Annotated in this window: 7 protein-coding genes, 1 tRNA gene and 1 pseudogene; all 9 read left to right on the top strand. The window is 64.2% G+C overall.

Annotated features, from left to right (window positions below; translation table 11 throughout):
- Positions 1–128: pseudogene (gene tuf, locus ACK4HL_RS20235) on the top strand (elongation factor Tu); the annotation flags it as partial.
- Positions 129–177: 49 nt separating this feature from the next.
- A tRNA-Trp gene (locus ACK4HL_RS20230) sits at positions 178–253 on the top strand.
- An 18-nt stretch (positions 254–271) separates the two neighbouring features.
- On the top strand, positions 272–469 hold the full coding sequence (gene secE / locus ACK4HL_RS20225; protein WP_409764614.1) for a preprotein translocase subunit SecE: 198 nt from the start codon (positions 272–274) through the stop codon (positions 467–469).
- A gap of 21 nt (positions 470–490) precedes the next feature.
- Complete coding sequence (gene nusG, locus ACK4HL_RS20220; protein WP_409764612.1) at positions 491–1024, top strand: transcription termination/antitermination protein NusG; 534 nt, start codon at positions 491–493, stop codon at positions 1022–1024.
- 84 nt (positions 1025–1108) lie between these two features.
- Positions 1109–1540 carry a 50S ribosomal protein L11 gene (gene rplK / locus ACK4HL_RS20215; protein WP_409764609.1) on the top strand — a complete coding sequence of 144 codons (432 nt, stop codon included), beginning with the start codon at positions 1109–1111 and terminating at the stop codon, positions 1538–1540.
- A 4-nt stretch (positions 1541–1544) separates the two neighbouring features.
- Positions 1545–2249 carry a 50S ribosomal protein L1 gene (gene rplA / locus ACK4HL_RS20210; RefSeq protein ID WP_409764606.1) on the top strand — a complete coding sequence of 235 codons (705 nt, stop codon included), beginning with the start codon at positions 1545–1547 and terminating at the stop codon, positions 2247–2249.
- A gap of 338 nt (positions 2250–2587) precedes the next feature.
- Positions 2588–3109 carry a 50S ribosomal protein L10 gene (gene rplJ, locus ACK4HL_RS20205; RefSeq protein ID WP_409764603.1) on the top strand — a complete coding sequence of 174 codons (522 nt, stop codon included), beginning with the start codon at positions 2588–2590 and terminating at the stop codon, positions 3107–3109.
- A 53-nt stretch (positions 3110–3162) separates the two neighbouring features.
- On the top strand, positions 3163–3543 hold the full coding sequence (gene rplL, locus ACK4HL_RS20200; protein WP_409764600.1) for a 50S ribosomal protein L7/L12: 381 nt from the start codon (positions 3163–3165) through the stop codon (positions 3541–3543).
- A gap of 142 nt (positions 3544–3685) precedes the next feature.
- Positions 3686–7741: DNA-directed RNA polymerase subunit beta (gene rpoB, locus ACK4HL_RS20195; RefSeq protein WP_409764597.1), on the top strand; the 4056-nt coding region annotated here is incomplete at its 3' end.

Genomic DNA, 7741 nt, shown 5'->3' with positions numbered 1-7741 from the left:
CGGGCGACAACATCTCCTTCGACGTCGAACTGATCACGCCGATCGCCATGGAGGAGAAGCTGCGCTTCGCCATCCGTGAAGGCGGCCGTACCGTCGGCGCCGGCGTCGTCGCCAAGATCACGGACTGACTTTAAATGGTGCGGCGCGCTCCTTAAGTTGAGGGTGCGCCGCGCTGATAGGGGTATAGCTCAGTTGGTAGAGCGGCGGTCTCCAAAACCGCAGGTCGTGGGTTCGAGCCCTACTGCCCCTGCCAGATTTCAGGAAGAACAAGGTGGCCAAGACCAATCCGTTCGAGTTTCTCCAGCAGGTCCGCGAGGAGGGTGCCAAGGTAGCCTGGCCCAGCCGCCGCGAGACCATGATCTCGACCGTGATGGTCTTCATCATGGTGGCGATCGCGGCCGTGTTCTTCCTTGCCGTTGACGCCGTGCTGCACCGCGGCGTTCAGTGGCTACTCGGTATCGCGGGCTAGAGGGCGGACGGGCAGGCACACATGGCAAAGCGCTGGTACATCGTTCACGCCTACTCGAACTTCGAGAAAAAGGTGGCCGACTCCATCAAGGAGCAGGCCGCCCAGAAGGGGCTTGCCGACCTGTTCGAACAGGTGCTCGTCCCCACCGAAGAGGTGATCGAGGTTCGTCGCGGCCGCAAGATAAAGTCCGAGCGGCGGTTCTTTCCCGGCTATGTGCTGGTGAAGATGGAACTCACCGACCAGGCTTTCCACCTGATCAAGAACACCCCGAAGGTTACGGGTTTCCTGGGCTCGGACTCCAAGCCCATTCCGATCTCGGACGCCGAGGCGGCCCGCATCCTGAACCAGGTGGCGGAGGGTGTCGAGCGTCCGAAGTCCACCCTCACCTTCGAAGTCGGCGAGCAGGTTCGCGTCGCCGATGGTCCTTTCGCTTCCTTCTCCGGCCAGGTGGAGGAGGTGGATGAAGAACGGTCGCGGCTCAAGGTGGCCGTGTCCATCTTCGGCAGGCCCACGCCTGTCGAACTCGAGTATGGCCAGGTCGAGAAGCTCCGCTGACCGCCCTGTCCGATCCGGTGGGAGGCCTTCAACAAGCCGGACCACTAACCTCAATCAGCCGGCTTGTCCGGCGAGGGAACTAGAATGGCAAAGAAGATTGTCGGTTACGTAAAGTTGCAAGTGCCGGCGGGACAGGCCAATCCGTCTCCGCCGATCGGCCCCGCTCTCGGTCAGCGCGGCCTCAACATCATGGAATTCTGCAAGGCGTTCAACGCCGCCACGCAGAAGATGGAGCCGGGCTCGCCTGTTCCGGTCGTCATCACGGCCTATCAGGACAAGTCCTTCACCTTTGAGATGAAGTCGCCGCCGGCGTCCTACTTCCTCAAGAAGATCGCGGGCATCAAGCAGGGCTCGAAGGAGCCCGGCAAGGGTGCCTTCGTCGGCAAGGTGACGATGGCCCAGTGCCGCGAGATCGCCGAGCAGAAGCTGAAGGGCATGAATGCCCGCGACATCGACGCGGCTGCGCGTGAAATTGCCGGCTCTGCCCGGTCCATGGGCCTCCAGGTGGTGGAGTAAGACGATGGCAAAGCTCGCAAAGCGCATTGCAAAGAACCGCGAAGGCGTCGACCGCCAGAAGTTCTACGGCCTCGAGGAGGCCGTGAAGCTGGTGAAGGAGCGCGCCAACGCCAAGTTCAACGAAACGATCGAGATCGCCATGAACCTCGGCGTCGATCCGCGCCACTCGGACCAGATGGTCCGCGGCGTCGTGAACCTGCCGAACGGCACCGGCCGCAATCTGCGCGTCGGCGTCTTCGCCAAGGGCCCGAAGGCCGAGGAAGCCAAGAAGGCCGGGGCGGACGTCGTGGGTGCCGAGGAACTCTTCGAGATCGTGAACAAGGGGCAGATCGACTTCGACCGCTGCATCGCCACGCCGGACATGATGGGTCTCGTCGGCCGTCTCGGCAAGGTGCTGGGCCCCCGCGGCATGATGCCGAATCCGAAGGTCGGCACCGTGACGATGGACGTTGCGGGTGCGATCAAGGCCGCCAAGGGCGGCGCCGTCGAGTTCCGGGTTGAAAAGGCGGGCATCGTGCAGGCCGGTGTGGGCAAGGCCTCGTTCTCGGACGAGCAGCTGAACCAGAACATCAAGGCCTTCGTCGATGCCGTGATCAAGGCCAAGCCGCCGGCGGCCAAGGGTACCTATGTCAAGAAATTGTCCATTTCTTCGTCCATGGGACCGGGCCTCAAGCTTGACCTCGCCTCCGTGACGGGCGGCGCGGCGTAAGCCGAAAGCAAGTTTCCGCTGAAATCTCCCAAGGATTTCAGCGGATTGACCAGGGTTCCTCGAACTCTGGATTACCTGTCCGAGATTGCAGGCGCGGTGCAGCGATGCTCCGCTTAAAAGCCCAGCCTGCATGAGATGGGTGTCAAAACGGAATTCGAACCCCCATATGGGGGTTCCAAGTCGGTTTGGACCTCACACCCGAAGCCGGGGCCACCTGGCGGAGGGGGACAGGCACGTGAGCGCCGCTCAAAGCGCCCTGCCTCGTGTGGTTGGTGTCTTGAGCGGTTGGTCCAACGGCGGTGGGGTCCAAAGCCCTTCCGCCATACAGGAGAGAGCAAGTGGAAAGAGCTGAAAAAGTAGAGCTCGTCGCAACGCTCAACCAGGTGTTCAAGTCCACCGGTGTGATCGTTGTGGCCCACAACAAGGGCCTCACCGTGAACCAGGTCAATGACCTGCGTAGCAGGATGGCCCAGGCGGGGGCGACCGTGAAGGTCGCCAAGAACCGTCTCGCCAAGCTTGCTCTTGATGGCACTGACGCAGCCGGGATCAAGGACCTCTTCCAGGGTCCGACCATGGTGGCTTACGCCGCCGATCCCGTCTCGGCTCCGAAGGTCGCCTCGGCCTTCGCCAAGGGGAACGAGAAGTTCGTGATCCTCGGCGGCGCGCTGGGCAAGACCGTGATGGACGCCAATGCGGTCAAGGCACTCGCTGACCTGCCCTCGCTCGACGAGCTGCGGGGCAAGCTGATCGGCCTCATCCAGGCCCCGGCCACCAGGATCGCTGGTGTGCTGCAGGCTCCTGGCGGTCAGCTGGCGCGTGTCTTCAACGCCTATGCCACCAAGGATCAGGCTGCTGGCTAAAGACGCCACGCCTCAAGTCAACCCAACCAACCGACTGACAGAAAGATACTGAAATGGCCGATCTCGCCAAAATCGTCGAAGACCTCTCCAGCCTCACCGTTCTCGAGGCTGCCGAACTCTCCAAGATGCTCGAGGAGAAGTGGGGCGTTTCCGCCGCCGCTCCGGTGGCCGTCGCCGCCGCTCCGGGCGCTGGCGGCGCCGCTGCCGCTCCGGCCGAGGAGAAGACGGAGTTCACCGTCGTTCTCGCCGCCGCCGGCGACAAGAAGATCGAGGTGATCAAGGAAGTCCGCGCCATCACCGGCCTGGGCCTCAAGGAAGCCAAGGACCTGGTCGAGGGCGCTCCCAAGACCGTGAAGGAAGGCGTCAACAAGGCCGACGCCGAAGCCATGAAGAAGAAGCTCGAGGCGGTTGGCGCCAAGGTCGAGCTGAAGTAACGCCTTTTCCGGCGGCGTCCTGATTCCACGGGGCGCCGCCGGGCCAGTATCGCGCCGTCCGCGACGGCTTGCCAGATCCGCTTCGAAAAAGCGGGTCCGGCAAGCTGTCGAATATGCTTGTTTCAGAACTCAAGGAAAACCAATGGCCGAAACACAGTCCGCTGCAAGCCGCAAACGCCTCCGCAAGTTCTTCGGCAAGAATATCGAAGTGGCCGAGATGCCGAACCTGATCGAGGTTCAGCGCGAGAGCTACGACCAGTTCCTGCAGATGAAGGAACCGGCAGGCGGGCGGGCGAACGAGGGCCTGCAGGCCGTCTTCAAGTCGGTCTTCCCGATCACGGATTTCTCGGGCCAGGCCATGCTCGAGTTCGTGCGCTACGAGTTCGAGCAGCCGAAGTTCGACGTCGACGAGTGCCAGCAGCGCGGAATGACCTTCGCGGCGCCCCTCAAGGTGACGCTGCGCCTGATCGTGTTCGAAATCGATCCGGACACCCAGTCCAAGTCGGTGAAGGACATCAAGGAGCAGGACGTCTACATGGGCGACATGCCGCTCATGACGGCCAACGGCACCTTCGTGGTGAACGGCACGGAGCGCGTGATCGTCTCGCAGATGCACCGTTCGCCCGGCGTGTTCTTCGACCACGACAAGGGCAAGACCCATTCCTCGGGCAAGCTGCTCTTCGCAGCACGCATCATTCCCTATCGCGGCTCCTGGCTCGACTTCGAGTTCGACGCGAAGGACATCATCTATGCCCGCATCGACCGGCGCCGCAAGCTGCCGATCACCACGCTGCTCTACGCGCTGGGCCTCGATTCCGAGGAGATCCTGCACACCTTCTACAAGACGGTCACCTACAAGCTCGGCAAGGACGGCTGGAAGACGCCGTTCGACGCGCAGCGCTTCAGGGGCATCAAGCCGTCGGTGGACCTGATCGACGCCAAGACCGGCCAGGTCGTGGTGGAAGCCGGCAAGAAGATCACCCCGCGCCTTGCCCGCAAGATCGCAGAGGACGGCGTCAAGGAACTGCTGGTGCGCGACGAGGACCTGCACGGCCTCTACCTCGCCGACGAGCTCGTCAACGAGAAGACGGGCGAGATCTACGCCGAAGCCGGCGACGAGATCGGCGAGAAGATGCTGAACGCGCTGAAGGATGCCGGCTATGCCGAGCTCCGCCTGCTCGATATCGACCACATCAACACTGGTCCCTACATCCGCAACACGCTGAAGGCAGACAAGGTGGAGAGCTACGAGCAGGCGCTCGTCGAGATCTACCGCGTCATGCGCCCCGGCGAGCCGCCGACGCGCGAGACCGCGGAGGCGCTGTTCAACGGCCTGTTCTTCGACCAGGAGCGCTACGATCTTTCCGCCGTGGGCCGCGTGAAGATGAACATGCGCCTCGAGCTCGACGTGCCGGACACCATGCGCGTGCTGCGGAAGGACGACATCATCTCGGTCATCAAGACGCTGCACGAGCTGCGCGACGGCAAGGGCGAGGTGGACGACATCGACCATCTCGGCAACCGCCGTGTGCGCTCGGTGGGCGAGCTCATGGAGAACCAGTACCGTCTCGGCCTCGTCCGAATGGAGCGCGCCATCAAGGAGCGCATGTCGTCGGTCGACATCGACACGGTGATGCCGCACGACCTGATCAACGCGAAGCCCGCCGCCGCCGCAGTGCGTGAGTTCTTCGGCTCATCGCAGCTCTCGCAGTTCATGGACCAGACGAACCCGCTCTCGGAGATCACCCACAAGCGCCGCCTCTCGGCGCTCGGACCGGGCGGCCTCACGCGCGAGCGCGCCGGCTTCGAGGTGCGCGACGTGCACCCGACGCATTACGGCCGCATCTGCCCGATCGAGACGCCGGAGGGCCCGAACATCGGCCTCATCAACTCGCTCGCGACCTATGCCCGCGTCAACAAGTACGGCTTCATCGAGACGCCCTACCGCCGGGTGGTCGACGGCCGCGTTTCGGACGACGTGGTCTATCTCTCGGCCATCGAGGAGCAGAAGCATCACATCGCCCAGGCCAACGTCGCGCTGAACAGGGACGGCGGCTTCGCCGAGGACCTCGTCATCGCGCGCCATGCAGGCGACGTGCTCACCGTTCCGGCGGACCGCGTGGACTACGTCGACGTGTCGCCGAAGCAGCTCGTCTCGGTCGCGGCCGCGCTCATTCCGTTCCTCGAGAACGACGACGCCAACCGCGCGCTGATGGGCTCGAACATGCAGCGCCAGGCCGTGCCGCTGGTGCGCACCAACGCGCCGCTCGTGGGCACTGGCATGGAAGCCGTGGTGGCGCGCGATTCCGGCGCCGCCGTGGCCGCCCGCCGCTCCGGCGTGGTCGACCAGGTGGACGCCAAGCGCATCGTCATCCGCGCCACGGAGGAGACGGACCCGTCGAAGTCGGGCGTCGACATCTACACCCTCGCCAAGTTCCAGCGCTCGAACCAGAACACCTGCATCAACCAGCGTCCGCTGGTGCGGGTGGGCGACGCGGTGAAGGCCGGCGACATCATCGCCGACGGTCCGTCCACTGACCTTGGCGATCTCGCCCTGGGCCAGAACGTGCTCGTCGCCTTCATGCCGTGGATGGGCTACAACTTCGAGGACTCGATCCTGCTCTCCGAGCGCATCGTGAAGGACGACGTGTTCACCTCGATCCACATCGAGGAATTCGATGTGATGGCGCGCGACACGAAGCTCGGGCCGGAGGAGATCACCCGCGACATTCCGAACGTCGGCGAAGAGGCGCTCAAGAACCTCGACGAGGCGGGCATCGTCTATATCGGCGCCGAGGTGAAGCCGGGCGACATCCTGGTCGGCAAGATCACGCCCAAGGGCGAAAGCCCGATGACGCCGGAGGAGAAGCTGCTCCGCGCCATCTTCGGCGAGAAGGCATCGGACGTGCGCGACACTTCCCTCCGGCTGCCGCCCGGTGTTTCCGGCACGGTCGTCGAGGTTCGCGTGTTCAACCGTCACGGCGTCGACAAGGACGAGCGCGCCCAGGCGATCGAGCGCGAGGAGATCGACCGCCTCGCCAAGGACCGCGACGACGAACTCGCCATCCTCGACCGCAATTCCTATGGCCGCCTGCACGATTTCCTGCTCGGCAAGTCCGCCACCGGCGGCCCGAAGGGCCACAGGATCGAAGGCGCGATCACCGGGAAGACCCTCGAGGACATGCCGCAGTCGCAGTGGTGGAACATCGCGCTCGGCGACGAGAAGGCGATGGGCGAGCTCGAGGCGATGAAGCAGCAGTACGACGAGTCGAAGAAGCGCCTCGATACGCGCTTCCACGACAAGGTGGACAAGCTTCAGCGCGGTGACGAACTGCCGCCGGGCGTCATGAAGATGGTCAAGGTCTTCGTGGCGGTGAAGCGCAAGATCCAGCCGGGTGACAAGATGGCCGGCCGTCACGGCAACAAGGGCGTCGTCTCGCGCATCGTCCCCATCGAGGACATGCCGTTCCTCGAGGACGGCACCCACGTGGACGTGGTGCTGAACCCGCTCGGCGTGCCGTCGCGCATGAACGTGGGCCAGATCCTGGAGACGCACCTCGGCTGGGCCTGTGCCGGCATGGGCCGGAAGATCGCCAGCCTGCTCGATGCCTGCAGGGACTCGCGCGACGTCAAGCCGCTGCGCGAGGAGATGCACCGCATCTACGGCAGGCACGACGAGCTCGAGGGCCTCGACGACGGTTCGCTTCTCGAAGCCGCCGAGAACCTCCGCCGCGGCGTGCCGATCGCCACGCCGGTCTTCGACGGTGCCCGGGAGGAAGACATCGCGGCCATGCTGAAGGACGCGGGCCTCTCGACCTCTGGGCAGGTGACCCTCTATGACGGGCGCTCGGGCGAAGCCTTCGACCGCCAGGTGACCGTCGGCTACATCTACATGCTGAAGCTGCACCACCTGGTGGACGACAAGATCCACGCCCGTTCCATCGGGCCTTACTCGCTCGTCACCCAGCAGCCGCTGGGCGGCAAGGCGCAGTTCGGCGGCCAGCGCTTCGGCGAAATGGAGGTGTGGGCGCTCGAAGCCTATGGCGCCGCCTTCACGCTGCAGGAGATGCTCACCATCAAGTCGGACGACGTGGCCGGCCGCACGAAGGTCTATGAGGCCATCGTGCGCGGCGACGACACCTTCGAGGCGGGCATCCCCGAAAGCTTCAACGTGCTCGTTAAGGAAATGCGCTCGCTC

The organism is Aestuariivirga sp. (assembly GCF_046294715.1).
Classification (GTDB): Bacteria; Pseudomonadota; Alphaproteobacteria; order Rhizobiales; family Aestuariivirgaceae; genus Aestuariivirga.
Note: the sequence above shows the minus strand (reverse complement) of the source record. Positions and strands in the feature narration are given on the sequence as shown.